A 24,723-nucleotide genomic window follows, 5' to 3' on the forward strand; every position below is an offset into this window, starting at 1 on the left:
TCCCTGCCGCGAGAAGCACATGCCCGCCGAACTTGACCTGAAGACAACCCTGGTTCAGGGCCACGCCACCAATGCCGACCTGATGGCCCGCCGCCGGGCCGCCGTGCCCCGCGGCGTGGGCCAGGCGCACGAGATCTTCATCGCCCGCGCCGAGAACGCCGAGTTCTGGGACGTGGAAGGCAAGCGCTACATCGACTTCGCCGGCGGCATCGCGGTGCTGAACACCGGCCACTGCCACCCGCGGGTGATCGAGGCGGTGAAGGCCCAGCTCGACCTCTACACCCACACCTGCTTCCAGGTGGTGGCCTATGAACCCTACGTGGAGCTGGCCGAACGCCTGGCCGCACTGGCGCCCGGTGCCGCGCCCAAGAAGACGCTGTTCCTGTCCACCGGTGCCGAAGCCGTGGAAAACGCCGTGAAGATCGCCCGCGCCCATACCAGGCGCCCCGGCGTCATCGCCTTCACCGGCGGCTACCACGGCCGCACGATGATGACGCTGGGCCTGACCGGCAAGGTCGCCCCCTACAAGACCGGCTTCGGCCCCTTCCCGGGCGAGGTGTTCCATGCCCTGTTCCCCAACGAGCTGCACGGCGTGAGCGTCGAGGACGCGCTGCATTCGGTGGAGCTGCTGTTCAAGAACGACATCGAGCCCGAGCGCGTGGCCGCCTTCATCGTGGAGCCGGTGCAGGGCGAGGGCGGCTTCTACGAGGCACCCGCCGCCTTCGTGGCCGGGCTGAAGAAGCTGGCCGACCAGCACGGCATCCTGCTCATCGCCGACGAGGTACAGACCGGCGCCGGCCGCACCGGCACCTGGTTCGCCAGCGAGCAGTGGCCGGTGGCGCCCGACCTCATCACCAGCGCCAAGTCGATGGCGGGCGGCTTCCCCATCTCCGCCGTGATCGGCCGCGCCGACGTGATGGACGCACCCGGCCCCGGCGGCCTGGGCGGCACCTATGCCGGCAGCCCGATCGGCTGCGCCGCCGCGCTGGCGGTGCTGGAGGTGTTCGAGGACGAGCAGCTGCTGCAGCGCAGCCGTGCGCTGGGCGAGCAGCTGCGCGCCGGCCTGCGCGCCATCGCCGCCGACGTGCCGGCAGTGGTGGACGTGCGCGGCCTGGGCGCCATGGTGGCGCTGGAGCTCGGCCGCGGCGGCGATGTGCACCAGCCCGACGCCGACCTCACCGGCCGCGTGGTGCGCGAAGCCGCGCGCCGCGGCCTGGTGCTGCTGTCCTGCGGCAGCTACGGCAACGTGATCCGCATCCTGGTGCCGCTCACGGCCTCCGAGGCGCTGGTGGACGAAGGCCTGCGCATCCTGGCCGACAGCTTCGCGGCCGTGGCCTGAGCAGGCGGCCATGAGCATCGCCCTGTCTGCCGAACGCCCTGCCGCCGCCGCTGCACCCGCTGCCGCCGCCGGCCAGCCGCTGGTCAGCTTCGTCGGCGTGCAGAAGACCTACGACGGCGTGAACCTGGTGGTGCGCAAGCTCGACCTGGACATCCGGCGGGGCGAGTTCCTCACGCTGCTGGGCCCCAGCGGCTCGGGCAAGACCACCACGCTGATGATGCTGGCCGGCTTCGAATCGCCCACCGCCGGCGAGATCCTGCTGGAGCGCAAGCCCATCACGCGCACCCCGCCGCACAAGCGCAACTTCGGCATGGTGTTCCAGAACTACGCGCTGTTCCCGCACATGACGGTGGGCGAGAACGTGGCCTACCCGCTGACGGTGCGGCGCGTGTCCAAGGCCGACCAGGCCACCCGCGTGGAACGGGCGCTGGCCATGGTGCGGCTGCAGGGCATGGCCGGGCGCTATCCCTCGCAGCTGTCCGGCGGCCAGCAGCAGCGCGTGGCACTGGCGCGTGCGCTGGTGTTCGAGCCGCAGCTGGTGCTGATGGACGAGCCACTGGGCGCACTCGACAAGCAGCTGCGCGAGCACATGCAGATCGAGCTCAAGGAGTTGCATAGACAACTCGGCGTCACCTTCGTCTTCGTCACCCACGACCAGGGCGAGGCGCTGACCATGAGCGACCGCGTGGCCGTGTTCAACAACGGCGTGATCCAGCAGATCGCGCCCGCCGACACCATGTACGAGCAGCCGGCCAACCGCTTCGTGGCCGGCTTCATCGGCGACGGCACCATGCTGCCCGCCACCGTGCAGGCCGCCCAGCTGTCCGGCCATCCGGCGCACTGCAGCGCGGTGCTGGCCGATGGCAGCGTGCTCACCGGCATCAACGTCAACGGGGCCGCCGCCGCCCAGGTGATGGTGGGCATCCGCCCCGAACGCATCGCGGTGCAGGCCACGCCGCCGGCCGCGGGCGCCGGCAACACGCTGCGTGCGCAGGTGCACGGCATCGTGTACTTCGGCGACCACCTGCGGCTGCTGTGCGGCGTGGGCCCCACGCAGCTGGAAGCGGCCGTGAAGCTGCCGCTGTCGGCCCCCGCCATCCCGGCCGTGGGTGACACCGTGTGGCTGGCCTTCGCGCCCGAGCTCACGCGGGTCTACGCCTGAGCCGCCTTCCTTCCGATCCCCGTCCCCGTCCATCGAGAACCGCACCATGCACATGAAGTCCCTCGTTCTTGCCCTGTCCACCCTGCTGGCCCTGCCCGCGCTGGCGCAGCAGCAGCTCACCGTCGTCAACTTCGGCGGCGCCAATGCCAATGCGCAGAAGAAGGCGTACTACGAGCCCTTCGAGAAGGCCACCGGCACCAAGGTGATGGCCGTGGAATACAACGGCGAGCAGGCCAAGATCAAGGCCATGGTCGAGACGAAGAAGGTCACCTGGGACGTGGTGGAGGTGGAGTCGCCCGACGCCGCCCGCGGCTGCGACGAAGGCCTGTTCGAGAAGATGGACTACGCCCGGCTCGGTGGCAAGGAAGCCTTCCTGCCCGCGGCCGTCACCGAGTGCGGCGTGGGCGTGTTCGTCTGGTCCACGGTCATGGCCTGGAATGCCGACAAGCTCAAGGAAGGCCCCAGGACCTGGGCCGATTTCTGGGACGTGAAGAAGATCCCCGGCAAGCGCGGCATGCGCAAGGGCGCGCGCTACAACCTGGAATTCGCGCTGATGGCCGATGGCGTGAAGCCGGCCGACGTGTACAAGGTGCTGGCCACCAAGGACGGCGCCGAGCGCGCGTTCAAGAAGCTCAGCGAGCTCAAGCCGCACATCCAGTGGTGGGAGGCCGGCGCCCAGCCGCCGCAGTTCCTGGTCGCCGGCGACGTGGCGGTGAGCACCGTGTTCAACGGCCGCATCGACGCTGCCAACCGCGAGGGCAAGAACCTGAAGATCGGCTGGACCGGCGGCATCTACGACCTGGACTACTGGGTCATTCCCAAGGGCGCGCCCAACAAGGAAGCGTCGATGAAGTTCATCGCCTTCGCCAGCACCGCCGATGCACAGGCCGAGTACGCGAAGCACATCGCCTACGGCCCCACCAACAACAAGGCGCTGGCCAAGCTGGACGCCGCGGTGCTGGCCAACCTGCCCACCTCGCCGGCCAACGCCCAGCAGGCGCTGCAGCTCGACCTGAAGTTCTGGGCCGACCAGGGCGAGGACCTGGAAAAGCGCTTCGCCGCCTGGTCCACCCGCTGATGCCCGCCGCGGCCCGTTGAGATGAGCACCGCCACCGCCCTGCCCTTGCCTGGCCCGGCCGATCCGCAATCGCTGCAGCGGCAACTGGCGCGGGCCGGCCGGCAGCGCAAGTGGCGCGCATTCGCGCTCACCTTGCCGCTGCTGGTGTTCCTGCTGCTCACCTTCCTGGTGCCCATCGCCGGCCTGCTGAAGCGGGCGGCCGAGAACCCCGAGGTGGCCAACGCGCTGCCGCGCACGGTGGCAGCGCTGCAGGACTGGAGCCGCGAGGGCCCGCCGCCGGAGGCGGCCTTCGCCGCGGTGGCGACCGACCTGGCCGCGCTGCCCGACCGTGCCGATGCCGGCGCGCTGGCCCGGCGGCTCAACAGCGCCGAGCCCGGTGCGCGCTCCCTGGTGATGAACACCTACCGCGCCATGCCGCTGCCGGCCGGCGGCGACGCCCGTGCCGCGCTGCTGGCCATCGACGAACGCTGGGGCGAAGCCAAGTACTGGCAGGCCATCGCCAAGAACGGCGCGCGCTGGACCCCCGACTACCTGCTGGCCTCGGTGGACCTGCAGCGCGACGCGGCCGGCCAGGTGGAACGCATGGCGCCCGAGCAGCGCGCCTTCGGCGGCATCCTGCTGCGCACCTTCCAGATCAGCTTCATCGTCACCCTGCTGTGCCTGGCGCTGGGCTATCCGCTGGCCTGGTGGCTGAGCACGCTCAGCGCCCGCCAGGCCAATGTGCTGATGATCCTGGTGCTGGTGCCCTTCTGGACGAGCATCCTGGTGCGCATGGCCGCCTGGATCGTGCTGCTGCAGTCCGAAGGGCTGGTCAACCATGCGCTGGCCGCGCTGCATGTGATCGACCAGCCGCTGCAGCTGCTGTTCAACCGCACCGGCGTGCTGGTGTCGATGACGCACATCCTGCTGCCCTTCATGATCCTGCCGCTGTACAGCGTGATGAAGAGCGTGCCGCCCACCTACCAGCGGGCCGCAGTGTCGATGGGCAGCCCGCCGCTGGCCGCCTTCTTCCGGGTGTACGTGCCGCAGACCTACCCGGGCATTGGCGCCGGCGCACTGCTGGTGTTCATCCTGGCCATCGGCTACTACGTGACGCCCGCGCTGCTGGGCGGCCCCGATGACCAGATGCTGAGCTACTACATCGCCCAGTACACCAACGTGAACGTGAACTGGGGCATGGCCTGCGCGCTGGGCGCGCTGCTGCTGGCCGCCACCCTGGTGCTGTACGCGGTGTACCGCCGCATCACCAGCACCGAACTGAGCCTGGGTTGATGCGATGAAGCTGCTGCCGGTGTTTCCTGCCTATGCCACCCCGCTCGACAAGGCGGGCTGGTGGGCCGTGCGCTTGTTCTGCGTGGCGGTGCTGGCGTACCTGCTGGCGCCCATCCTGGTCATCATGCCGCTGTCGTTCAGCGAGAGCTCGTTCCTCGTCTACCCCATCCACGGCTGGTCGCTCAAGTGGTACGAGAACCTGTTCGGATCCGAAGAGTGGGCCCGCGCCGCGAAGAACAGCTTCATCGTCGCGCCCGCGGCCACGCTGATCGCCACGGTGCTGGGCACCATCGCCGCGGTGGGCCTGGCGCGCACCAGCTTCCCGTTCAAGGGCCTGCTGATGAGCCTGCTCATCGCGCCGATGGTGGTGCCCATCGTGGTGGTGGGCGTCAGCACCTACCTGTTCTTCGCGCCGCTGGGCCTGGCCGACAGCTACACCGGGCTGATCGTGGTGCATGCGGCGCTGGGCGCGCCCTTCGTGCTCACCACGGTGCTGGCCACGCTGCAGGGCTTCGACCACAACCTGGTCAAGGCCAGCCTGGGGCTGGGCGAGACGCCGGTGCGCACCTTCTTCCGCATCACGCTGCCGGTGATCGCGCCGGGCGTGGTCTCGGGCGCGCTGTTCGCCTTCGCCACCTCGTTCGACGAGGTGGTGGTGGCCCTGTTCCTGGCCGGCCCGGAGCAGTTGACCTTGCCGCGGCAGATGTTCAACGGCATCCGCGAGAATATTTCCCCCACCATTGCCGCGGTGGCCACGCTGCTCATCCTGTTCACCACCAGCCTGCTGCTGGCGCTGGAATGGCTGCGTGGCCGGCGGCGCTGAAGAAGTAGAAGGAACCTCATGGACATGAAGACCTCCCCGCTGGCGGCGCTGGCCGATGCCACGCTGCTCAAGACGGACGCGCTGATCGACGGGCAGTGGGTGGCCGGCAGCAGCCGCTTCGATGTCACCGACCCGGCCACCGGCGCCAAGCTGGCGGACGTGGCCGACCTGGGCGCCGAGGACACCGAAGCCGCCATCGCCGCCGCCAACAAGGCCTGGCCGGCCTGGCGCGCCAAGACCGCCAAGGAGCGCGCCGCCATCCTGCAGCGCTGGTACCAGCTCATCATCCAGCACACCGACGACCTGGGCCGCATCATGACGGCCGAGCAGGGCAAGCCGCTGGCCGAGGCCAAGGGCGAGGTGGCCTACGGCGCCAGCTTCATCGAGTGGTTTGCCGAAGAAGCCAAGCGGGTGTACGGCGAGACCATCCCCACCACCGACAACGGCAAGCGCTACCTGGTCATCAAGCAGCCGGTGGGCGTGTGCGCGGCCATCACGCCGTGGAACTTCCCCATCGCGATGATCACGCGCAAGGTGGCGCCGGCCCTGGCCGCAGGCTGCCCGGTGGTCATCAAGCCGGCGGAGCTCACGCCGCTGTCCGCGCTGGCGGTGGCCGAGCTGGCGCAGCGCGCCGGCATGCCGGCCGGCGTGCTCAACGTCGTCACCAGCACCCGTTCCTCCGAGGTGGGCCAGGTGCTGTGCAAGAGCGACCTGGTGCGCCACCTGTCGTTCACCGGCAGCACGCCGGTGGGCCGCATCCTGATGGCGCAATGCGCACCCACCATCAAGAAGCTGAGCCTGGAACTGGGTGGCAATGCGCCCTTCATCGTGTTCGACGATGCCGACCTGGACAGCGCGGTGGAAGGCGCCATCGCCAGCAAGTACCGCAATGCCGGCCAGACCTGCGTGTGCGCCAACCGCCTGTACGTGCAGGACACGGTGTACGACGCCTTCATCGCCAAGTTCACCGAGAAGGTCAAGGGCCTGAAGGTGGGCAACGGCTTCGAGGCCGGCGTGACCATCGGCCCGGTGATCGAGGACAAGGCCGTGACCAAGATCGAGGCCCACGTGGCCGACGCGCTGGCCAAGGGCGCGGCGGTGCTCACCGGCGGCAGGAAGACCGGCGACCGCTTCTACGAGCCCACGGTGCTGGCCCATGCCACGCAGGACATGCTGTGCGCCCGCGAGGAAACCTTCGGCCCGGTGGCGCCGGTGTTCACCTTCAAGACCGAGGCCGAGGCCATCGCGCTGGCCAACAACACCGAGTTCGGCCTGGCCAGCTACTTCTACAGCCGCGACGTGGGCCGCATCTTCCGCGTCGGCGAGGCGCTGGAGTACGGCATGGTGGGCATCAACACCGGCCTCATCTCCACCGCCGAGGTGCCCTTCGGCGGCGTGAAGCAGTCGGGCCTGGGCCGCGAGGGCTCGCACCACGGCATCGACGACTATGTGGAGGTGAAGTACCTCTGCCTGGGCGATATCCAGAAATAATCGCGGCCCCGCCATTCAGCAGTCCAGGCCGCCATGGAGTTCCGGCATGTCTTGTTCCTCGTCTTCCTGGCCGCCGCACTGCATGTGCACCTGCGCGGCAAGGTGCGCTTCAGCCTGAAGCGGGCGCTCGACTTCACCGTGCTGCTGGCGCCGCTGAACAGCCTGATGGTGCTGTTCTCGCGTGCGCCCACGCAGCCCTATCTCGACCCCAGGAGCTTCCCCGACCTGTCGCCCCTGGCCGCCAACTGGCAGCTCATCCGCGAGGAGGCCCTGCGGCTGAACGACGACGGCGCCATCCGCGCAGCGGCGGGCTACAACGACGTGGGCTTCAACTCCTTCTTCCGCACCGGCTGGAAGCGCTTCTACCTCAGCTGGTACGGCAAGGAGATGCCATCGGCCCTGGCGCACTGCCCGCAGACGGTGGCGCTGCTGCGGCAGATCCCGTCGATCAAGGCGGCGATGTTCGCCAGCCTGCCGCCAGGGGCCAAGCTGGTACGTCACCGCGACCCCTATGCCGGCTCGCTGCGCTACCACCTGGGCCTGGCCACGCCCAACGACCCCGCCTGTTACATCGAGGTGGACGGCCAGCGCTACCACTGGCGCGACGGCGAGGCGGTGATGTTCGACGAGACCTACATCCACCATGCCGAGAACGCCACGCAGCAGCAGCGCGTGATCCTGTTCTGCGACGTGGAGCGACCGCTGCACTTCGCGCCGCTGCGCTGGTTCAACCGCTTCTTCGCCAAGCACGTGATGGCGGCGGCTTCCAGCCAGAACGTGGAGGGCGAGCAGGTGGGCGGGCTGAACCGGCTGTTCGCCGGCGTGTACCGGTTGCGGCTGAAGGCCAAGGCACTCAAGGCCAGCCACCGCGGCGTGTACTACGCCGGCAAGTGGCTGCTGATCGCGGCCCTGCTGTGGCTGCTGTTCTGGTGAACGGCCGCCGGCGCTGAGCCGGCGCCGCGCGCCGGTGGCTCACTCGCCCGGCGCGTCCTCGTCGTTGGCGGCCGCCGACGGGCCGCGCTCCACCCGGTTGGCGAAGCCGGCGCGTCCCACCGGCGCCATGCTGGCGGCCTGGCCCATCGCCCGGCGCATCAGCGCGCCCGCATCCTTGCCATGCTCCGGATAGTGGCCCACGCCGGCGCTCACGGCCACCGCCACGTCGCCGCCGGCCACGCTGAAGGGCCGCTGCAGGCTGGCCACCAGCTTGTTCACCACGCCGGGCACGTCCTCGGCGTTGTCCACCCAGGCCAGCAGCACCGCGAACACATCGTGGCCCACCGAGGCCACCACGTCGCTGGCGCGCAGGCCGGCCCGCAGCCGCACCGCCACCTTGCGCCGCAGCACGTTGGCGGCTTCGCCGCCCATGCGCGCGGCCGCGGTGGCAAAGCCCTCGATGCGCAGCACCACCAGGGCCATCGGCGCCGGCTCACGCTCGCGCAGCGCCAGCAAATGGGTCATGTGTTCCTGCAACTGCGCATGGTTGGGCAGGCCGGTGGCCAGGTCGGTGGCGTGGGCCTTGCGGGCGGTGCGGTCCAGCTGCTTGCGCTCGATGCCCAGGCGCACGCGGCGCGGCAGGGTCTCGTTCTCGTTGGGCGACAGCACGTCCTGCACGCCGGCCTGCAGCAGCCGCATGGCCACCAGCGGCGACACCTGCGGCGTGACCACCAGCACCGCTGCATCCAGCACCGCATGCGAAAGCGCCGGCCACAGCGGCAGCTGCTGCATCTCGTCCTCGTCCAGCGTCATCAGCACCGCGTCGAAGGGCTGGCGGTGCAGCACGCCGTTGGCTTCTTCGAAGGTGGTGGCGGTGACCACGAAGGGCCCCCACGCCGAGCCCGCCAGATCGGCCGGCACCGGCCCGATCGCCAGCAGTTGGTAGGTCGTGCTCATGCTGTTCCCTGCACCAAAGAAAAAGGCCGCACGTGGCGACCTTGCAGCATTGGAGCGGGTGAAGGGAATCGAACCCTCGTATGAAGCTTGGGAAGCTGCCGTTCTACCATTGAACTACACCCGCGTGTCTGCGCGCAGTTTACGCCATGCAAGATGCCCTGCTCTCGCTCAACCTGAACGACCTGCGCCTGCTGTCGCTGCTGCTGCAGGAGTGCAGCATCACGCGGGTGGCCGACAGCGCGGGGCAGGCCCAGCCGGCGGTCAGCCGCAAGCTGCAGCGGCTGCGCGAGGTGCTGGCCGACCCGCTGCTGGTGCGCAGCGGCGGCCGCATGGTGCTCACCGAGCGGGCCGCCGCGCTGAAGGCGCCGCTGCGCGAGATCCTGGGCCAGGTGGCACGGCTGGAAGGCATCTCCACCTTCGACCCGGCGGCCGCCGACAAGGCCTTCAACATCGTCTGCGCCGACTGCCTGCCGCCCACCTTCCTGCCCCAGGTGATCGCGAGGCTGACCGGCGCGGGCAGCCGCATCGGCGCGCACATCCGGCCATCGAACCCGGCCTTCGATGTGGCGCAGGCGCTGGATGAGGGCGGCGTGGACCTGGTCATCAGCAACGACCCGCGCCCGCGGGAAGACCTGCGCACCGGCATGCTCTACACCGACGAGGTGGTGTGCATGATGCGGCGCGGCCACCCCTTCGAGCAGGAGCGGCGGCTGCCGCTGGCGCGCTACCTGCGCATGCGCCACCTGGCGCCCGCGGCCAGCAGCACGCCGCGCACCGGCCCGATCGACGGCGAGCTGGCCAAGACCGGCTACCAGCGGCAGATCGCCGCCACGGTGCCGGAGTTCAACCTCGTGCCCGAGGTGCTGATGGCCACCGACCTGGTGTTCACCACCGCGCGCCGCTTCGCCGAGCACTACGCGGCCAGCTGGCCGATCACCGTGGTGCGGGCGCCGAGCGAGATTCCGCCGATGCGCTTCTACCAGCTCTGGCACGAGCGCAACCACACCAGCGCCGCCAGCCGCTGGCTGCGCCAGCAGGTGGGCGCCGTGGCCGAAGGACTGCCGGCATAACAGATCCGTTATGCCAGGTATGGCCTGCAGCGGCCTATTGCCATGATCCCCTGCTTCCTAGACTGGCCTCATCGGTCACCAGGAGCACCCCATGCAACGCCGCCACTTCCTGCAATTCGGCACCGCCAGCGTCGCGGGGCTCGCCGCCCCGGTGCTGCGTGCGCAGCCGCTCACCAAGCTCAAGTTCACGCTGGACTTCCGCATCAGCGGCCAGGTGGCGCCCTTCTTCGTCGCCTTGTACAAGGGCTACTACGAGGCCGAGGGCCTGGAGCCCAGCTTCGACGTGGGCAGCGGCTCGGTGGCGGCCATCACCCGTGTGGCCAGCGGGGCCTACGACATGGGCTTCGGCGACATCAGCGCGCTGATCGAGTTCAATGCCTCGCAGCCCGGCGCGCCGCTGCTGCAGGCCGTCTACCAGTACTACAACCGCGCGCCGTTCGTGATCATCGGCCGCAAGGACCGCGGCATCACGCAGGACTTCAAGAGCCTGCAGGGCAAGCGCATCGCCGCTGCGGCGGTGGAAAGCACCCGCCGCGCCTGGCCGATGGCGGCCCGGCATGCCGGCATGAAGGCCGAGGCCATCGAGTGGGTGACCACCGATTTCTCGCAGCGCGACAACGTGATCATCCGCGGCGACGTGGACGGCGCCACCTACTTCCACGACTCGGCGCTGTCGCTGTTCCAGCGCATCGATCCGGCGCAGCTCAGCGTGCTGTCGTATGCCGAGGCGGGCCTCAACCTGTACGGCAATGCGATCCTGGCCTCCACCAAGTTGATGGCCGACAAGCCGCAGGCGGTACGCGGCTTCCTCAAGGCCACCAACCGCGCGCTGCTGGAATGCCTGGCCGACCCGGTGGCCGCGATGCAGCATGTCAAGCGCCGCGAGCCGATGGTCGACGAGAAGGTGGAGGCCGAGCGCTTCAGGATCACCGCTGGCTACGTCGCCAATGCCGACACCCGCAGCCATGGCCTGGGCGACGTGCGGCCCGAGCTGGTGCGCCAGCAGGTCGCCGAGGTCAGCCAGACCTTCGCCCTGAAGCAGGTGCCGAACGCCGATGCGCTGTACAACCTGTCGTTCCTGCCGCCGAAGGCGGAACGCACGATGAAGGCCTGACGCGATGGACGACCTGAACGAACACGACGCGCTGTACCTGCGGCGCGCCATCGAACTCTCGGCCATCACGTCGAAGGCCGGCAACCGGCCCTTCGGCGCGGTGATCGTCTCGGCCGACGGCCAGGTGCTGGCCGAGGCCGCCAACGACAACGCGGTGACCGGCGACTGCACCGCGCATGCCGAGACCAATGCGCTGCGGCTGGCCACGCCGGCCCACCACCGCGACGTGATGGCCGGCGCCACGATGTACGCCTCCGGCGAGCCCTGCGTGATGTGCGCCGGGGCCATCTTCTGGTCGAACATCCGCCGCGTGGTCTTCGGCATCGACGCGGTGAGCCTGCGTGAATTCCGCGTGGCGCAGGCCGGCGCGGGCGACATCGTGATGTCGTGCCGCGAGGTCTTTGCCGCCGCGCCGCACGCCATCGAAGTAGTCGGGCCCGCGCTGCTCGACGAAGCCGCGGCACCGCACCGCGCCTACTGGAAGATCTGAAGGAACACGACGATGAGCACCCCCTACACGATGCAGGAGCTGGCCAAGGAAAGCCGCATGGGCTCGATGGGCTCGGAGACGCACCAGCGCGAGATCCGCCGCATCGACCTGAGCAACTTCGACGAGCGCCGCGCCGAGATCACCGAGCAGCTCTGGGCCGCGTCAATCGACATCGGCTTCTTCCAGCTGACGAACCACGGCATTCCGCTGGCCGACATCCAGCGCGCGTTCGCGATGACGCAGGCCTTCTTCGCGCTGCCGGAGGAGGTGAAAGCCCGCCACCCGCTGAAGAAGGCCTTCAACGCCGGCTGGGAAAGCCGTGCGCAGGTGCGACCCTCCACCGGCACGCCGGACCAGAAGGAGAGCTACCAGATCACCCGGCCGCACATGGACGGCCTGTGGCCCGGCGAAGAAGCGCTGCCCGGCTTTCAACAAACGATGCTGGGCTTCGAGGCGCAATGCTGGTCGGTGGCGATGAAGATCCTGTCCTGCTTCGCCGACAAGCTTGCCTTTGGCAACCAGTTCTTCACCCAGGCGCATGATCCGTCGGTGCCGGCCTACCAGAGCACGCTGCGGCTGCTGCACTACTTCGCGATTCCGCCCGAGCGGCGCGACAACCTGGGCCTGTGGCGCGCCGGTGCCCACACCGACTTCGACTGCCTGACGCTGCTGTTCCAGCAGGCGGGCCAGGGCGGGCTGCAGGTGCTGCCGGGCAAGGAGCACGAGAAGCAGGAGTGGACGCCGATCGAGCCGGCCGACGACGTGATCACCTGCAACATCGGCGACATGCTGATGCGCTGGAGCGACGACCAGCTCAAGTCCAACTTCCACCGGGTGAAGAACCCGCGCCCCGACGAATACCAGGGCGCGCGCTACAGCCTGGCCTTCTTCGCACAGGCCAACCGCGACGTGGTGATCCAGGGCCCGGCGAAGAAGTACGAGCCGATCACGGCGGAGGACTACCTGTACCGCCGCGTGAACGCCAACTTCGCCAAATATTGATGGGGCGGGTTCAGCTGTAGACGGTGAAGCGCTTCTGCACGTGCTTCGGCGTCTCGATCTCGTCGACGATCGCCACGGCCAGGTCGGCCACGCTGATGCCGGCGGGTTCGCCAGCCACCATCGGCACCTCGTCGCCGCCCACGCGGTAGGCGCCGGTGCGCTCGCCGGGCGCCAGGTGCACCGGCGGCGACAGGAAGGTCCAGTCGAGCGCGTTGCGGCCGCGGATGCGGTTCAGCGCCTCGCGGGCGGCCAGCGCGCCCTGCTTCCACTCGGCCGGGAACTCCGGCGTATCGATCAACTGCAGCCCCGGCGCGATGAACAGGCTGCCGGCGCCGCCGACCACCAGCACGCGCTTCAGGCCCGCGGCCTGCACGCCGTCGAGGATGGCTTCGGTGCCCTTGAGGAACAGGTCGTGGATGTCGGGCAGGCCCCAGCCGGGGTTGTAGGCGTCGATCACGGCGTCGTGGCCGGCGACGGCGGCGGCCACCTGCTGCGCGTCCAGCGCATCGGCCTTCACGGCGGTCACGCCGTCGCGGCCGGCGTACTTGCCGGTGTCGCGGGCCAGCGCGGTCACGGCATGGCCGCGGCGCAGCAGTTCATCGAGCACGGCCTTGCCGACGAAGCCGGTGCCGCCGATCAGGGCGATCTTCATGGTGCGGTTCCAAGAGGTTGCGATGGCCTCATCTTCGGCCGCGCCGTGCGCCGCCGCCAGTCAGCGGAAGCTTTCTTCACCGTGAAGCCACGCTTCACACCGGCCGCACCAGCAGCACGTCGTTCTCGATCATGTCGAGCAGCCGCTCGGCCACGCTGCCCAGCAGCATCGCGGCCAGGCCGCTGCGGCCGGCGGTGCCCAGCACCACCAGGTCCTCAGGATGCCGCCAGCCGTGCTGCTGCAGCAACAGGCCGGGGTCGCCCGAGTCCAGCCACAGCCGCAGCCGCAGCCGCACCGGCTCGGGCAGGGTGCACCCGGCGATGAAGGCGGCGGCCGCGCGGGTGGCCTGCTCCCCACCCGCGTCGCGGGCCGAGGCCAGGTCCACCCCGGCGCGCGCGGGATAGGCGGCGCCGAAGGCATGGAACAAGGTGATCGGTGCCTCTGGCCAGCCGGTGGCCGCCACTTCCAGCGCATGGCGCGAGGGCGGCGACCAGTCGCTGGCCACGATCAGCCGCGGATAGGCCCGGCGGCCGCGCTGGCGCACCACCAGCACCGGCACCGGCGAGCGCCGCACCAGCAGGTCGACCGTGGAGCCCAGCACCAGCCGGCCCAGGCCATGGGCGCGCGCGGTGCCGGTGACGATGAGGTCGCAGCGCTGCTCGTCCGCCACCTTCAGCAGCGCCGCGCCCACCGGACCATGCGCCACCTGCACGTCATAGGGCACGCCGGCTTCGCCCAGCTCGGCCTGCAGCCGGCGGCGGGCCTGTGCCTGCAGCAGCTCGGCTTCCTCGCCGGTGACGGCCAGCGGCCCTTGCGCCTGCAGCTGGCCCAGCTGCGCACGCTCCGGCACCGTGACCACCACCAGCCGGGCGCCCCATTCGCGCGCCAGCAGCACCGCGCGGTCGATGGCACGGTCGCAGCGGCTGCTGAGGTCGGTGGCCACCAGCAGGCTGCGGGGGCGGGTGAGCGGCGGTTTCATGCCTGCGATTCTGGGGTGGGTGGCGGCAGCCGGCTTGATGGCGGTCAAGCCGCGGCGCCCACCGGGCCGCCGGCCCGCTCGGCGACAATGCCGCCCCTTCGCACCTGCCCCGCCGCACGCCATGACCGACGACCAACGCCCCCGCCGACCCATCCGCAGTTTCGTGCTGCGCGCCGGGCGCATGGGCACGGGCCAGCAACGGGCGCTGGCCGAACTGGGTCCCCGGTTCCTGCTGCCCTACCAGCCCGCGCCGCTGGACTATGCGGCCGCCTTCGGCCGCAGCGCGCCGGTGGTGCTGGAGATCGGCTTCGGCATGGGCGGCGCCACCGCGCAGATCGCCGCGGCGCGGCCCGACACCGACTTCATCGGCGTGGAGGTGCACGAGCCCGGCGTGGGCGCGCTGCTCAAGCGCATCGGCGAGGAAGACCTGACCAACCTGCGCCTGGTGCAGCACGATGCGGTGGAGGTGCTGCGCGACATGATCCCGCCCGGCTCGCTGGCCGGCGTGCACATTTTCTTTCCCGACCCCTGGCACAAGAAGAAGCACCACAAGCGCCGGCTGCTGCAGCCGGCCTTCGTGGCCCGGCTGGTCCAGCACATCGCGCCGGGCGGTTACCTGCATTGCGCCACCGACTGGCAGGACTACGCGGTGCAGATGCTGGAGGTGCTGGGCGCCGAGCCGCAGCTGCGCAACACCGCGGAAGGCTACGCGCCGCGGCCCGACTACCGGCCGCTGACCAAGTTCGAGCAGCGCGGCCTGAACCTGGGCCACGGCGTGTGGGACCTGGTGTTCACCCGCGTGGCGGCGGCCTGAAGCCGCCGGCCCTTCAGCCTGCGTCGGAAGCGGACTTGCGATAGGGCTCCTCGAAGTCGATGAAGTCCTTTTCCTGCTTCGCGTCGGCCACCCAGGCGGCCACGCCGGGCGAGGCCCACAGCCGGTCCACGTAGGCGGTCAGCTCCGCCGGCAGCGGCACGCCATAGGTGATGAGGCGGCCGGCCAGGGGTGCATAGAAGGCATCGGCCGCGCTGAACTCGCCGAACAGGAAAGGCCCGCCGCTGTCGTTCAGCGCCGCGGTCCACATGCCGACGATGCGATCGAGGTTGCGCCGCACGTCGGGCTGCTCGGCCAGGATGCGCTTGCCGACCGAGGGCAGCGAGGCCTCGATGTTCTGCGGCATGTGCTGGCGCAGCGCGCCGAAGCCCGAGTGCATCTCCGCCACCAGGCTGCGCGCGCGGGCGCGGGCCTGCCGCTCACGCGGCCACACCGCATGCTGCGGAAACAGCTCGGCCACGTATTCCACGATGGCCAGCGTGTCCCACACCGCGAAGCCCTCGTCCAGCAGCACCGGCACCAGGCCCACTGGCGTGATGCGCGCCAGCTCGGTGTGGAAGGCGGCGGCCGGGTCCTGGCTGAAGCGCAGCTTCCGCTCGGTGAACGGGATGCCGAAGTGCTTGAGCAGCACCCAGGGCCGCATGGACCACGACGAATAGTTCTTGTTGCCGATGATGAGCGTGAGCATGGCGTTCCTCTCCTGTGAGGAAGCATGCTAGCGGCGGCAGGCGGGCCGCCGCGCGGGCTCAGGCATGAAATGTCCGCATCACAGTGATGCGGCCGACACGGGCCCCGACCGTCAGGCCGACCACTCCACCCAGCCGGTGTAGGCCGTGAGCAGCACGATGGCGCCGAACACGATGCGGTACCAGGCGAAGACGGTGAAGTCGTGGCTGGACACATAGCGGATCAGCCAGCGGATGCAGATCAGCGCGCTGATGAAGGCGAAGGCCAGGCCCACGGCGAACATCGGTGCGTCGGCCATGCTCAGCGCCGCACGCTCCTTCCACACCGAGTAGGCGCCGGCGCCCATCAGCGTGGGGATGCCCAGGAAGAAGCTGAACTCGGCCGCGGCCTTGCGCGAGAAGCCGAACAGCATCGCGCCGATGATGGTGGAGCCCGAGCGGCTGGTGCCGGGAATCAGCGCCAGGCACTGGATCAGGCCCACCTTCAGCGCGTCCAGGGCCGTCATGTCGTCCACCGTTTCCACCCGTGCGAGCCGGCCGCCTTCCAGGTCGCGCTCGCCGAACTGCCGGCGATGGCGCCGCTCCACCCACAGGATGATCAGGCCGCCGACGATGAAGGCCATGGCCACCGGCACCGGATGGAACAGCCGCGCCTTGATGGCGCTGCCCAGCGCCAGGCCCAGCACCACGGCCGGGATGAAGGCGATGATGACGTTGCGCGCAAAGCGCTGCGCGACGGGGTCGTGCGTGATGCCGGCCACGGTGCGGCCGAGGCGCTGCCGGTATTCCCAGATCACCGCGAACATCGCGCCGGTCTGGATGGCGATCTCGAAGACCTTGGCGCCGTTGCCGGTGAAGTCGAGCAGCGAGGCGGCGAGGATCAGATGGCCGGTCGACGAGATTGGCAGGAATTCGGTGAAGCCTTCCACCAGGCCCATCACCGCAGCCTTCACCAGCAACATCACATCCACGTAGAAGCCTCCCGCCCAGGGCGTTGGTCAAAAAAGAGCCGGCGATGATACCGGCGGGGTGATGACGGCCCGGAGGCACGCGCCGCGCGGCGCCGCCCGCCGTCAGCGGGGCGTGCTGCCCAGCGCCAGCTCGATGCCGGCCTCGGTGATGCGCACGTCGACCTGCTGCACGCCGGCCTGGCGCAGCCGCTCGGCCTGGCGTGTGGAGGCACGCCACACCATCTGGCCTTCAAGCAATTGTTCGGCCACCACCGCGGCGGCCTGCTGCACCGGCTGCGGCCACGGCCCGCCGGCATCAGCCAGCTGCAGCGAGGCCACCCGCACCTGCGCCAGCCGCAGCGTCATGTCGCCGGCGTCGAAACGCAGCATGCTGTCGGCATCCAGCAGGCCGGCGGCGGCCTTGCGGGTCAGGCGCTCGGTGGCCTGCAGCGGCCACTGCACCGCCACGCGGTTTTGCGCCGGCAGCAGGCGCAGCACCGGCTGCTGGAGGGTGAAGTCCACCAGCGACAGCACCCGCCGCTGCTGCGGAAAGTCCGACACCAGCCGTTCCTGCAGCTGGGCCTCGGTGATGACGATGCGGTCGGGCAGGCCCAGCGTGCCGCAGCCCGCCAGCCCGGCCAGCGCGCCGGCGGCCATGAGTGCCGCCACCGTGCGCAAGGTGGTTCTTCTGTGCATGGCGGGCAGCTTAACCAAGCCGCCCTGCCGCGGTTGACCCTCCCTGTTCAGGGGGCTACATTAATGACTGACCAGTCAGTAACAACCGCCCTGGATGTCCTCCCCCGCCCACGAGCCCCCGCGCGCCACGCGCCAGCGTCGCAAGGAAGCCCGGCCGCACGAGTTGCTGGCCGCGGCGCTGGAGGTGTTCGTGGAGAAGGGCTTCGCCAACAGCCGGTCGGAGGAAGTGGCGGCCCGGGCCGGCGTGTCCAAGGGCACGCTCTACCTCTATTACCCGAGCAAGGAAGAGCTGCTGAAGGCGGTGATCCGCCACTACCTGGGCGAGGAGGTGCGGGCCGGCGCGGCCGAGGTGGCGCGCCATGCCGAGGCCGATCCGGAGGTGCTGTTCGGCGTGCTGGCGCAGTGGTGGCAGCGCGTGTACCAGAGCCCGGCCTGCGGCGTGTTCAAGCTGATCGTCACCGAGGCGCGCAACTTCCCCGACGTGGCGGCTTTTTATGTCAGCGAGGTGATCGAGCCCGGCTCGCGCCTGATCGGCCAGATGTTCGAGCAGGGCGTGCGCCGCGGCCAGCTGCGGCCGATGGACGTCGAGAGCGTGACGCACTCGGTCATCCTGCCCATGGTGATGCTGTGCCTGCACAAGCATGCGGTGGGCGCCTGCATGGTGCAGTCGTCGATGTCGCTCGACCCGCTTCGCTTCATCGAGCAGCACATCGACCTGGTGCTGCGCTCCGTCAGGCTGGCGACGGCGCCGCCGAAATAAACTCCCGGGCCTTCCGTCCCTCCGTCCCTCCGTTCCACCGCCCTTACGCCGACCTTCGCGCACAACGCCATGAACATCGAACTAGCCCGCTTCAACATGATCGAGCAGCAGATCCGCCCCTGGGACGTGCTCGACCAGGACGTGCTGACCTTGCTCACGCAGGTCAAGCGCGAGGCGTTCGTGCCGGAAGCCCACCGCGCGCTGGCCTTCATCGATACCCAGGTGCCGCTGCCCGCCGGCCAGAGCATGCTGGAGCCCAAGATCGAGGCCCGGCTGCTGCAGGAGCTGGAAGTCACCCGCGACGACCGCGTGCTGGAAGTCGGCGCCGGCTCGGGGTACATGGCGGCACTGCTGGCCAGCCGCGCCCAGCGCGTGACCACGCTGGAGATCGAGCCGGCGCTGGCCGCGCTGGCGCGCGAGAACCTGCGCCGCGCCGGCGTGGTGAATGCCAAGGTGGTCGAAGCCGATGGCGCCAGGGGCCTGCCTTCCGAGGCACCGTTCGACGTGATCGTGCTCTCGGGCTCGGTGGCCGAGGTGCCGCAGGTGCTGCTGGACCAGCTGAAGGAAGGCGGCCGCCTGGTGGCCATCGTCGGCCAGCAGCCGGTGATGCGCGCGGTGCTGGTCACCCGCAACGGCGCCGGCGCCTTCCAGCGCGAGGAGCTTTTCGACACCGTGGCGCCGCGGCTGTCCGGCTTCGGCGAGCCCACCCGCTTCACCTTCTGATCCAGCTGCCCGCCGTTCATGGCCAGCGACGTGCAGGTTGTCGCATGGCGGATGCCAGCCGCAGGAGCCTCGGGTGCAATCGCGCACCCGGCGTTCAGCGCGGCCGGTTGTCGTCGATAACAAACGTCTTCCCAGAGAGGAGCTCCATGCACATCCCCTTCCCGCGCCTGCGGCTGTCCCAGCTCATGCAGGTGGCCGCGCTGGCGCTTGGTGCCACGGCGGCGCAAGCGGAATCGCTGGTCGAGCTGTACAACGCCGCGCGCCCTTACGACGCCACCTACCTGGCCGCCCGCTCGCTGGCCGACAGCAACCAGTTCCGCGCCGCCCAGGCCGACGCCCTGCGGCTGCCGAGCATCGGCGTGGGCGCCAGCCACACCAATGCCCGCACCGACTGGCGCACCCGCGACCTCGACCTGAAGTCGCGCACCACGGTGGTGGGACTGAGCGGCCGCCAGACGCTGTACAACCGCGCCGACAGCGCCACCATCGCCCAGGCCCGGGTACTGCTGGACGCCAGCGGCGCCGAGCTGGAAACCGCCGAGCAGGACCTGGTGGTGCGGGTGGCCCAGGCGTACTTCGACGTGCTGGCCGCGCAGGACACCCTGGGCACCGCGCAGGCCAACAGGAAGGCCATCAGCGAGCAGCTGGCCTCGGCCAAGCGCAACTTCGAGGTCGGCACCGCCACCATCACCGACACGCGTGAGGCGCAGGCGCGCTTCGACCTGGCCACCGCCCAGGAACTGGCCGCCGACAACGACCTGCGCACCCGCCGCGTGGTGCTCGACCAGCTGGTGGGCCGCGCCAATGTGCAGCCCAACCCGCTGCGCCAGCCGGTGATGCTGCCGTCGCTGGAGCCGGCCGATGCCGAGGCCTGGGTCACCAGCGCATGGGACAACCACCCTGGCATCCGCCTTGCGCTGGCCGGCCTGGAAACCGCCCGCCTGGAAACCGAGAAGGCCCGCGCCGGCCACCTGCCGACGGTGGAGCTCACCGCCCAGCTGGGCGGCCAGCGCCAGCGCGGCAATGCCGCCGAGCTGGCGGGCAACAGCGTGCCGGCCAGCGTGGGTGTGGAGATGAACCTGCCGCTGTTCGCCGGCTTCGCCATCCAGAACCGCGTGAAGGAAACGCTGGCGCTGGAAGAGCGCGCCCGCAACGAGCTGGACGCCGCCCGCCGCAACGTGGCCACGGCCACCCGCACGGCCTACTTCCAGGTGCAGTCGGGCCTGGCGCAGGTGCGTGCGCTGGAGGCCGCCGAAGCCTCCAGCAAGCTGGCGCTGGAAGCCACGCAGCTGGGCTACCGCGTGGGCGTGCGGGTGAACCTGGACGTGCTGAATGCGCAGACGCAGCTGTTCACCACCCAGCGCGACCTGGCCTTCGCCCGCTACAACGTGCTGCTCGGCACGCTGCGGCTGCGCCAGGCCGCCGGCCAGCTGCGCGGCGAGGACCTGCTGGCCATCAACAGCCTGCTGGCGCCCTGACCCTGGCCGCCGCCACCCCGGCGGCAGCGCTTAGCATGGGGTTCCCCGTCCGGAAGGAACCCCATGCCCCAGCTGCAACTCAGCGTCAACGGCCGGCCCGTGTCGGTCGAGGTTGAACCCCAGACCCTGCTCGTGGACCTGCTGCGCGGCCCGCTGGGCCTGACCGGCACCCATATCGGCTGCGACACCAGCCAGTGCGGCGCCTGCACCGTGCTGCTGGATGGCGAGGCGGTCAAGAGCTGCACCATGCTGGCGCTGCAGGCCGAGGGCTGCGGCGTCACCACCATCGAAGGCCTGTCGCCCGAAGGCGGCCCGCTGCACCCGGTGCAGGACGCCTTCGTCGCCTGCCACGGCCTGCAATGCGGCTTCTGCACCCCCGGCATGGTGATGACGGCGGTGTGCCTGCTCCAGCAGGAGCCGCAGCCCGATGCCGAACGCATCGCCCATGCGCTGGAAGGCAACCTGTGCCGCTGCACCGGCTACGTGAACATCGTCGAATCGGTGCAGACCGCCGCGCGCACGATGGCCGAAGGAGCGGCCCGATGAGCGCCGCGCTGGAATCCGGCCGCTACGGCAGCGGCCACACGGTGCGCCGCATCGAGGACCCGGCGCTGGTCACCGGCCGCGGCCGCTTCACCGACGACGTGGCGCCGCAAGGCCAGGTGCACCTGGCCTTCGCCCGCTCCACCTACGCGCATGCCCGCATCCTGTCCATCGACGTGGACAGCGCGCTGGCGCTGCCCGGCGTGCTGGCGGTGTACACCGGCGCCGACCTCGTGGCCGCGGGCGTGAAGCCGTTGCCCGGCGGCGGCTTCAAGCGGCCCGATGGCAGCCCCGGCGCCACCGCGCCGCGGCGGGCGCTGGCGCACGAGGTGGTGCGCTTCGTCGGCGAAGCTGTGGCCGCCGTGGTGGCCGAGAGCCGCGAGGCCGCGCGCGAAGCCGCCGCCGCCTTGTGGATCGACTACGAGGAACTGCCCGCCGTCACCGACGCGGTGCAGGCGGTGACAGCCGGCGCGCCGGTGCTGTGCGAGGCCGCGCCCGACAACATCGCCGCCGAGATGCGCCATGGCGACGCCGCCGCCACCGAAGCCGCCTTTGCCGCCGCGGCCCATGTGGTGTCGGTCGACATCCGCAACCAGCGCCTGGCCGCCAGCCCGATGGAGCCGCGCTGCACCCAGGCCGAGCTGGACGTGGCCAGCGGCCGGCTGACGGTGCGCCTGAGCAGCCAGATGCCCACCGGCGTGCGCAACGGCATTGCGGGCCTGATCCCCGGCCGCACGCCGGAGAACGTGCGGGTGAAGGTGGATGACGTGGGCGGCGGCTTCGGCATGAAGACCGGCCTGTACCCCGAAGACGTGGCCGTGGCCCATGCCGCGCTGCAGCTGCAGCGGCCGGTGAGCTGGCGGGCCGAGCGCATCGAGGAATTTCTCGCCTCCACCCACGGCCGTGACGTGGTCACCCATGCCGAGATGGCGCTGGACGCCGATGGTCGGGCCTTGGCGCTGCGGGTGCGCTCGCTCGCCAACGTGGGCGCCTATGCCACCGCCGCGGGGCTGGCCATCCAGCTGCTGATCGGGCCCTGGGTGTCCACCAGCATCTACGACCTGCAGACCATCGACCTGCGCTTTTCCGGCGTGCTGACGAACTGCGCGCCCACCGGCGCCTACCGCGGCGCCGGCCGGCCCGAGGCCATCTACGCGACCGAGCGGCTGATGGACGCCGCTGCCCGCAAGCTGGGTATGGACCCGGCCGAGCTGCGCCGGCGCAACATGATCCGCCCCGAGCAGATGCCCTACCGCAACCCGATGGGCCAGACCTACGACAGCGGCCAGTTCGGCCGCATCCTCGACCAGGGCCTGGCGCTGGCCGACTGGGGCGGCTTCGCCGCGCGGCGTGCCGGGAGCGAGGCCCGCGGCAGGCTGCGCGGCCGCGGCATCGCCACCTTCCTGGAATGGACCGGCGGCAACGCGCTGGAGGAACGCGTGGTGGTGGACGTGACGGCCGACGGTTTCATCGAGCTGACCTCGGCCACGCAGGCCATGGGCCAGGGCATCGCCACCAGCTATGCGCAGCTGGCGGTGGACGTGTTCGGCGTGCCGATCGAGCGCATCCGTGTGCTGCAGGGCGACACCGACCGCGCCAACGGCTTCGGCAGCGCGGGCTCGCGCTCGCTGTTCACCGGTGGCTCGGCGGTGCAGGTGGCTTCCGAGCGCACGGTGGACACCGCCCGGCAGCTCGCGTCCGAAGCGCTGGAAGCTCCGGCCGCCGACATCGAATACCGCCAGGGCCGCCTCACCGTGGCCGGCACCGACCTGGGCATCGGCCTGTTCGAGCTGGCCGGCCGCCAGCCCACTCAGCGCATCACGGTGGACGTGACCAACGCGGTAAGCGCCCCCAGCTGGCCCAACGGCTGCCACATCTGCGAGGTGGAGATCGACCCGGCCACCGGGCAGCTGGCCATCGTGGCCTACGCCTCGGTCAACGACATCGGCCGCGTGGTGAGCCCGGCCATCGTGCGCGGCCAGATCGAAGGCGGCGCGGTGCAGGGCATCGGCCAGGCGCTGCTGGAGCAGGTGGTGTACGACGGCGACAGTGGCCAGCTGCTCACCGCCAGCTTCCTGGACTATGCGATGCCGCATGCCGACGGCTTCGTCGGCTTCAAGACGCAGTTCGACACCTCCATCCCCTGCCTGACCAATCCGCTGGGCGTGAAAGGCGTGGGCGAGCTGGGCACCATCGGCGCCACGCCGGCGGTGGTCAATGCGGTGATCGACGCCCTGGACCATGCCGGCCAGGGCGCCGCGGCCGAGCGCATCCAGATGCCGGTGACCTCGGAGCGCGTGTGGCGCGCGCTGGCGGGCGACTACGACCCCGCGCCGCTGGCGGCGCTGCCCGAGGCGCTGCGCTAGTCAGCGCGGGCGGTCGGACGGCCGCCCGCGGATCACCACCTCGACGATGCGCCGCGCCATGCGCTCGGTGGCGCCGCGGTGGGCGGCCGAGAAGCTGAAGGCGTTCTGCACCCAGCTGTTACGCTGCGGGTCCACCGCCAGCGCGGCCGCGCGGCGCACGCCGTCGACCATGTCGGCCACACGCACCGAGGCGCCGGCCTTCAGCGACAGCTCCGCCGCATCGTCGAAATTGAAGGTGTGCGGCCCCATCACCACCGGGCAGCCGCAGGCCGCGGCCTCGATCAGGTTCTGGCCGCCCAGCGGCGCGAAGCTGCCGCCCAGCAAGGCCACGTCGGCCAGCGCGTAGTACAGCGGCATCTCGCCCATCGAATCGCCCAGCCAGATGTCGGCGCGGGCGGCCTCGGGCGGCGGGGCGTCGCCCCAGGCGCTGCGCCGCGCCAGCGTGAAGCCGCTGTTGTCCACCAGCAGCGCCACCTCGTTGAAGCGCTGCGGATGGCGCGGCACGATCAGCAGCAGCGGCCGCGGCGCCGGCAGCGCCCGCCAGGCCGACAGCAGCGGCTGTTCCTCGCCTTCGCGGGTGCTGGCGGCCAGCACCACCGCGCGCGGCGGATCGTTCAGCGAGGCACGCCATTGCAGGCCGCGCGCCAGCAGCTTGGGCGGTGGCTCGATGTCGTACTTCAGGTTGCCGCAGACCTCCACCTGTTCCGCACCGGCCGCATGCAGGCGCTGCGCATCGGCAGCGGTCTGCGCCAGCACCCAGCTCAGGCTGCGCACCGCCGGATGCAGCAACGCGGCCATGCGCTGGCCCTTGCGTTGGCTGCGCTCCGACAGGCGTGCATTGGCCAGCACCACCGGCACCCGCGCCTGCTCGGCCGCATGCAGCAGGTTGGGCCAGATCTCGGTTTCCATCAGCACGCCCGCCAGCGGCTTGTAGCGGTGCAGGAAGCGGCGCGCCGCGCCCGGCGTGTCATAGGGCAGCCAGGCCTGGATGTCGTCTTCCTGCAGCAGCGAGCGGCCGGCTTCCAGCCCGGTGGCGGTGCTGCAGGTGAGCACCAGCCGCAGCCCCGGCATGTGCGCCCGCAGGGCCTTGACCAGCGGCTCGGCCGCCCGCGTCTCGCCCAGCGACACCGCGTGCAGCCAGATCACCCGGCCCTTGATGGCCCGCCGCCGCGTGCGGTAGAAGCCCAGCCGCTCGCGCACGCGGCGGCGGTAGGCCGGCTCCGCCCGGCCGCGCCACCACAGGCGCAGCAGGTACAGCGGCGTGAGCGCGATCAGCAGCGCGCTGTACAGGAAGCGCGCGAGCCGGGGGGTCATCAGCAGCGGGCGG

Annotated in this window: 24 protein-coding genes and 1 tRNA gene; 17 read left to right on the plus strand and 8 right to left on the minus strand. The window is 70.6% G+C overall.

From position 1 onward, the window contains the following. The first annotated feature begins 19 nt into the window (after window positions 1–19). Genes gabT through LRS14_RS08510 form a run of 7 tightly spaced genes read left to right on the plus strand, consistent with a single transcriptional unit; the run spans window position 20 to window position 8,098 of the window. The gene (gene gabT / locus LRS14_RS08480) at window positions 20–1,339 is read left to right on the plus strand and encodes a 4-aminobutyrate--2-oxoglutarate transaminase (RefSeq protein WP_257799262.1); all 1,320 of its coding nucleotides are present in this window, start codon (window positions 20–22) and stop codon (window positions 1,337–1,339) included. A gap of 10 nt (window positions 1,340–1,349) precedes the next feature. Beyond that, window positions 1,350–2,501 (plus strand): ABC transporter ATP-binding protein, encoded by a 1,152-nt coding sequence (locus LRS14_RS08485; RefSeq protein WP_257799263.1) that lies wholly within the window; start codon window positions 1,350–1,352, stop codon window positions 2,499–2,501. 52 nt (window positions 2,502–2,553) lie between these two features. Continuing rightward, a complete protein-coding gene (locus tag LRS14_RS08490) occupies window positions 2,554–3,579 on the plus strand; it encodes an ABC transporter substrate-binding protein (RefSeq protein ID WP_046111869.1) in 1,026 nt (341 codons plus the stop codon). A gap of 21 nt (window positions 3,580–3,600) precedes the next feature. After that, entirely contained in the window at window positions 3,601–4,851 is a 1,251-nt protein-coding gene (locus LRS14_RS08495) for an ABC transporter permease (protein WP_257799264.1), read from the plus strand. Window positions 4,852–4,855: 4 nt separating this feature from the next. After that, window positions 4,856–5,674 (plus strand): ABC transporter permease, encoded by an 819-nt coding sequence (locus LRS14_RS08500; protein WP_046111745.1) that lies wholly within the window; start codon window positions 4,856–4,858, stop codon window positions 5,672–5,674. An 18-nt stretch (window positions 5,675–5,692) separates the two neighbouring features. Then, the gene (locus LRS14_RS08505; RefSeq protein WP_046111744.1) at window positions 5,693–7,165 is read left to right on the plus strand and encodes an NAD-dependent succinate-semialdehyde dehydrogenase; all 1,473 of its coding nucleotides are present in this window, start codon (window positions 5,693–5,695) and stop codon (window positions 7,163–7,165) included. A 33-nt stretch (window positions 7,166–7,198) separates the two neighbouring features. Further along, window positions 7,199–8,098: an aspartyl/asparaginyl beta-hydroxylase domain-containing protein gene (locus LRS14_RS08510; protein ID WP_046111743.1), complete on the plus strand. Its 900-nt coding sequence runs from the start codon at window positions 7,199–7,201 to the stop codon at window positions 8,096–8,098. A 39-nt stretch (window positions 8,099–8,137) separates the two neighbouring features. On the opposite strand, the gene LRS14_RS08515 is transcribed toward LRS14_RS08510, so the two are convergent. Together LRS14_RS08515 and LRS14_RS08520 are read right to left on the minus strand one after the other, a co-directional pair. Further along, window positions 8,138–9,055: a GGDEF domain-containing protein gene (locus LRS14_RS08515; protein WP_083440366.1), complete on the minus strand. Its 918-nt coding sequence runs from the start codon at window positions 9,053–9,055 to the stop codon at window positions 8,138–8,140. 50 nt (window positions 9,056–9,105) lie between these two features. Continuing rightward, a tRNA-Gly gene (locus LRS14_RS08520) sits at window positions 9,106–9,179 on the minus strand. A gap of 22 nt (window positions 9,180–9,201) precedes the next feature. On the opposite strand from LRS14_RS08520, the gene LRS14_RS08525 reads away from it, so the two are divergent. The 4 genes from LRS14_RS08525 (at window position 9,202) to LRS14_RS08540 (ending at window position 12,731) form a co-directional block, all read left to right on the plus strand. Further along, a complete protein-coding gene (locus tag LRS14_RS08525; RefSeq protein WP_046111742.1) occupies window positions 9,202–10,125 on the plus strand; it encodes a LysR family transcriptional regulator in 924 nt (307 codons plus the stop codon). Window positions 10,126–10,216: 91 nt separating this feature from the next. Next, window positions 10,217–11,239 (plus strand): ABC transporter substrate-binding protein, encoded by a 1,023-nt coding sequence (locus LRS14_RS08530; RefSeq protein ID WP_257799265.1) that lies wholly within the window; start codon window positions 10,217–10,219, stop codon window positions 11,237–11,239. A 4-nt stretch (window positions 11,240–11,243) separates the two neighbouring features. Beyond that, window positions 11,244–11,729 (plus strand): nucleoside deaminase, encoded by a 486-nt coding sequence (locus LRS14_RS08535; RefSeq protein ID WP_257799266.1) that lies wholly within the window; start codon window positions 11,244–11,246, stop codon window positions 11,727–11,729. A 12-nt stretch (window positions 11,730–11,741) separates the two neighbouring features. Then, complete coding sequence (locus tag LRS14_RS08540) at window positions 11,742–12,731, plus strand: isopenicillin N synthase family oxygenase (protein WP_257799267.1); 990 nt, start codon at window positions 11,742–11,744, stop codon at window positions 12,729–12,731. 10 nt (window positions 12,732–12,741) lie between these two features. Here LRS14_RS08540 and LRS14_RS08545 read toward each other — a convergent pair whose 3' ends face one another. Together LRS14_RS08545 and LRS14_RS08550 are read right to left on the minus strand one after the other, a co-directional pair. Beyond that, complete coding sequence (locus LRS14_RS08545) at window positions 12,742–13,383, minus strand: NAD(P)-dependent oxidoreductase (protein ID WP_046111738.1); 642 nt, start codon at window positions 13,381–13,383, stop codon at window positions 12,742–12,744. Window positions 13,384–13,477: 94 nt separating this feature from the next. Then, window positions 13,478–14,362, minus strand: a complete 885-nt coding sequence (locus tag LRS14_RS08550) for a universal stress protein (RefSeq protein WP_257799268.1) — start codon at window positions 14,360–14,362, stop codon at window positions 13,478–13,480. A gap of 121 nt (window positions 14,363–14,483) precedes the next feature. Here LRS14_RS08550 and trmB point away from each other — a divergent pair, with 121 nt between their 5' ends. Then, window positions 14,484–15,176, plus strand: a complete 693-nt coding sequence (trmB, locus tag LRS14_RS08555) for a tRNA (guanosine(46)-N7)-methyltransferase TrmB (protein ID WP_046111736.1) — start codon at window positions 14,484–14,486, stop codon at window positions 15,174–15,176. Window positions 15,177–15,189: 13 nt separating this feature from the next. Here trmB and LRS14_RS08560 read toward each other — a convergent pair whose 3' ends face one another. The 3 genes from LRS14_RS08560 to LRS14_RS08570 form a co-directional block, all read right to left on the minus strand. Further along, window positions 15,190–15,882, minus strand: a complete 693-nt coding sequence (locus LRS14_RS08560) for a glutathione S-transferase family protein (RefSeq protein ID WP_257799269.1) — start codon at window positions 15,880–15,882, stop codon at window positions 15,190–15,192. 111 nt (window positions 15,883–15,993) lie between these two features. After that, on the minus strand, window positions 15,994–16,851 hold the full coding sequence (locus LRS14_RS08565; RefSeq protein ID WP_046111734.1) for an undecaprenyl-diphosphate phosphatase: 858 nt from the start codon (window positions 16,849–16,851) through the stop codon (window positions 15,994–15,996). A 102-nt stretch (window positions 16,852–16,953) separates the two neighbouring features. After that, on the minus strand, window positions 16,954–17,526 hold the full coding sequence (locus LRS14_RS08570; protein ID WP_257799270.1) for a DUF1439 domain-containing protein: 573 nt from the start codon (window positions 17,524–17,526) through the stop codon (window positions 16,954–16,956). Window positions 17,527–17,620: 94 nt separating this feature from the next. Here LRS14_RS08570 and LRS14_RS08575 point away from each other — a divergent pair, with 94 nt between their 5' ends. The 5 genes from LRS14_RS08575 (at window position 17,621) to LRS14_RS08595 (ending at window position 23,396) form a co-directional block, all read left to right on the plus strand. After that, window positions 17,621–18,286, plus strand: coding sequence for a TetR/AcrR family transcriptional regulator (locus tag LRS14_RS08575; RefSeq protein ID WP_257799271.1), 666 nt, complete (start codon window positions 17,621–17,623; stop codon window positions 18,284–18,286). A gap of 69 nt (window positions 18,287–18,355) precedes the next feature. Then, complete coding sequence (locus tag LRS14_RS08580) at window positions 18,356–19,009, plus strand: protein-L-isoaspartate O-methyltransferase (RefSeq protein WP_257799272.1); 654 nt, start codon at window positions 18,356–18,358, stop codon at window positions 19,007–19,009. 146 nt (window positions 19,010–19,155) lie between these two features. Further along, window positions 19,156–20,487, plus strand: a complete 1,332-nt coding sequence (locus LRS14_RS08585) for a TolC family outer membrane protein (protein ID WP_257799273.1) — start codon at window positions 19,156–19,158, stop codon at window positions 20,485–20,487. 63 nt (window positions 20,488–20,550) lie between these two features. Further along, entirely contained in the window at window positions 20,551–21,033 is a 483-nt protein-coding gene (locus LRS14_RS08590; protein ID WP_257799274.1) for a (2Fe-2S)-binding protein, read from the plus strand. Continuing rightward, window positions 21,030–23,396: a xanthine dehydrogenase family protein molybdopterin-binding subunit gene (locus tag LRS14_RS08595; RefSeq protein WP_257799275.1), complete on the plus strand. Its 2,367-nt coding sequence runs from the start codon at window positions 21,030–21,032 to the stop codon at window positions 23,394–23,396. The genes LRS14_RS08590 and LRS14_RS08595 overlap by 4 nt, the downstream gene beginning before the upstream one ends. On the opposite strand, the gene LRS14_RS08600 is transcribed toward LRS14_RS08595, so the two are convergent. Next, window positions 23,397–24,710: a 3-deoxy-D-manno-octulosonic acid transferase gene (locus LRS14_RS08600; protein WP_257799276.1), complete on the minus strand. Its 1,314-nt coding sequence runs from the start codon at window positions 24,708–24,710 to the stop codon at window positions 23,397–23,399. Between the last annotated feature and the right edge of the window lie 13 nt (window positions 24,711–24,723).

Source organism: Aquincola sp. J276 (genome assembly GCF_024700035.1).
GTDB classification, from domain to species: Bacteria; Pseudomonadota; Gammaproteobacteria; order Burkholderiales; family Burkholderiaceae_C; genus Aquincola; species Aquincola tertiaricarbonis.

Bases quoted from the DNA above. Each gene is read 5' to 3' on its own strand.
- gabT (WP_257799262.1), top strand. From the start codon at position 20: ATGCCCGCCGAACTTGACCTGAAGACAACCCTGGTTCAGGGCCACGCC.
- LRS14_RS08485 (WP_257799263.1), top strand. From the start codon at position 1,350: ATGAGCATCGCCCTGTCTGCCGAACGCCCTGCCGCCGCCGCTGCACCC.
- LRS14_RS08490 (WP_046111869.1), top strand. From the start codon at position 2,554: ATGAAGTCCCTCGTTCTTGCCCTGTCCACCCTGCTGGCCCTGCCCGCG.
- LRS14_RS08495 (WP_257799264.1), top strand. From the start codon at position 3,601: ATGAGCACCGCCACCGCCCTGCCCTTGCCTGGCCCGGCCGATCCGCAA.
- LRS14_RS08500 (WP_046111745.1), top strand. From the start codon at position 4,856: ATGAAGCTGCTGCCGGTGTTTCCTGCCTATGCCACCCCGCTCGACAAG.
- LRS14_RS08505 (WP_046111744.1), top strand. From the start codon at position 5,693: ATGGACATGAAGACCTCCCCGCTGGCGGCGCTGGCCGATGCCACGCTG.
- LRS14_RS08510 (WP_046111743.1), top strand. From the start codon at position 7,199: ATGGAGTTCCGGCATGTCTTGTTCCTCGTCTTCCTGGCCGCCGCACTG.
- LRS14_RS08515 (WP_083440366.1), bottom strand. From the start codon at position 9,055: ATGAGCACGACCTACCAACTGCTGGCGATCGGGCCGGTGCCGGCCGAT.
- LRS14_RS08525 (WP_046111742.1), top strand. From the start codon at position 9,202: ATGCAAGATGCCCTGCTCTCGCTCAACCTGAACGACCTGCGCCTGCTG.
- LRS14_RS08530 (WP_257799265.1), top strand. From the start codon at position 10,217: ATGCAACGCCGCCACTTCCTGCAATTCGGCACCGCCAGCGTCGCGGGG.
- LRS14_RS08535 (WP_257799266.1), top strand. From the start codon at position 11,244: ATGGACGACCTGAACGAACACGACGCGCTGTACCTGCGGCGCGCCATC.
- LRS14_RS08540 (WP_257799267.1), top strand. From the start codon at position 11,742: ATGAGCACCCCCTACACGATGCAGGAGCTGGCCAAGGAAAGCCGCATG.
- LRS14_RS08545 (WP_046111738.1), bottom strand. From the start codon at position 13,383: ATGAAGATCGCCCTGATCGGCGGCACCGGCTTCGTCGGCAAGGCCGTG.
- LRS14_RS08550 (WP_257799268.1), bottom strand. From the start codon at position 14,362: ATGAAACCGCCGCTCACCCGCCCCCGCAGCCTGCTGGTGGCCACCGAC.
- trmB (WP_046111736.1), top strand. From the start codon at position 14,484: ATGACCGACGACCAACGCCCCCGCCGACCCATCCGCAGTTTCGTGCTG.
- LRS14_RS08560 (WP_257799269.1), bottom strand. From the start codon at position 15,882: ATGCTCACGCTCATCATCGGCAACAAGAACTATTCGTCGTGGTCCATG.
- LRS14_RS08570 (WP_257799270.1), bottom strand. From the start codon at position 17,526: ATGCACAGAAGAACCACCTTGCGCACGGTGGCGGCACTCATGGCCGCC.
- LRS14_RS08575 (WP_257799271.1), top strand. From the start codon at position 17,621: ATGTCCTCCCCCGCCCACGAGCCCCCGCGCGCCACGCGCCAGCGTCGC.
- LRS14_RS08580 (WP_257799272.1), top strand. From the start codon at position 18,356: ATGAACATCGAACTAGCCCGCTTCAACATGATCGAGCAGCAGATCCGC.
- LRS14_RS08585 (WP_257799273.1), top strand. From the start codon at position 19,156: ATGCACATCCCCTTCCCGCGCCTGCGGCTGTCCCAGCTCATGCAGGTG.
- LRS14_RS08590 (WP_257799274.1), top strand. From the start codon at position 20,551: ATGCCCCAGCTGCAACTCAGCGTCAACGGCCGGCCCGTGTCGGTCGAG.
- LRS14_RS08595 (WP_257799275.1), top strand. From the start codon at position 21,030: ATGAGCGCCGCGCTGGAATCCGGCCGCTACGGCAGCGGCCACACGGTG.
- LRS14_RS08600 (WP_257799276.1), bottom strand. From the start codon at position 24,710: ATGACCCCCCGGCTCGCGCGCTTCCTGTACAGCGCGCTGCTGATCGCG.